Source organism: Gilvimarinus gilvus, assembly GCF_030518155.1.
GTDB classification, from domain to species: domain Bacteria; phylum Pseudomonadota; class Gammaproteobacteria; order Pseudomonadales; family Cellvibrionaceae; genus Gilvimarinus; species Gilvimarinus gilvus.
In genome coordinates this window covers 1-471 of sequence record NZ_JAULRU010000796.1, presented here as the reverse complement: position 1 = coordinate 471, position 471 = coordinate 1, and the positions used below count along the sequence as shown (strand labels likewise).

The window sequence follows — 471 nt, the reverse complement described above, 5'->3', positions numbered from 1 at the left end:
CACCAACGCTAAGGTCGTAGACCTCATCGCCTTCAACGTTCGCGTCGCTCGCCGCGTCAACGGTTATGTCGAAGCTGGTCACGCCCGCCGGTACCGTGATCGTGCCCGCCACACTGTCGTAGGTCACGCCGTTGGTAAATTGCAGGTTGCTGTAATCGCCCGCACTCGTCGTGTCGTCTGTCAGGCTGAACGCGAAGGTTTCGGCGTTCACGCTCGATCCGCTCAGCGTCACCGTGTGCGTCAGCGTGTTGCCTTCCGCCTGGCTGTCACTGCTCACACTGTCAACACTGAGGCTGCTCGCATCGGTGATCGTGCCCGTCGCATCAACGCCACCAACGCTAAGGTCGTAGACCTCATCGCCTTCAACGTTCGCGTCGCTCGCCGCGTCAACGGTTATGTCGAAGCTGGTCACGCCCGCCGGTACCGTGATCGTGCCCGCCACACTGTCGTAGGTCACGCCGTTGGTAAATT

Annotated in this window: 1 protein-coding gene; it reads right to left on the bottom strand. The window is 60.9% G+C overall.

Annotated features, from left to right (window positions below; translation table 11 throughout):
- Window positions 1-471 (bottom strand): hypothetical protein (locus tag QWI17_RS20140; protein ID WP_302724322.1); only part of this gene is annotated, 471 nt, incomplete at both ends.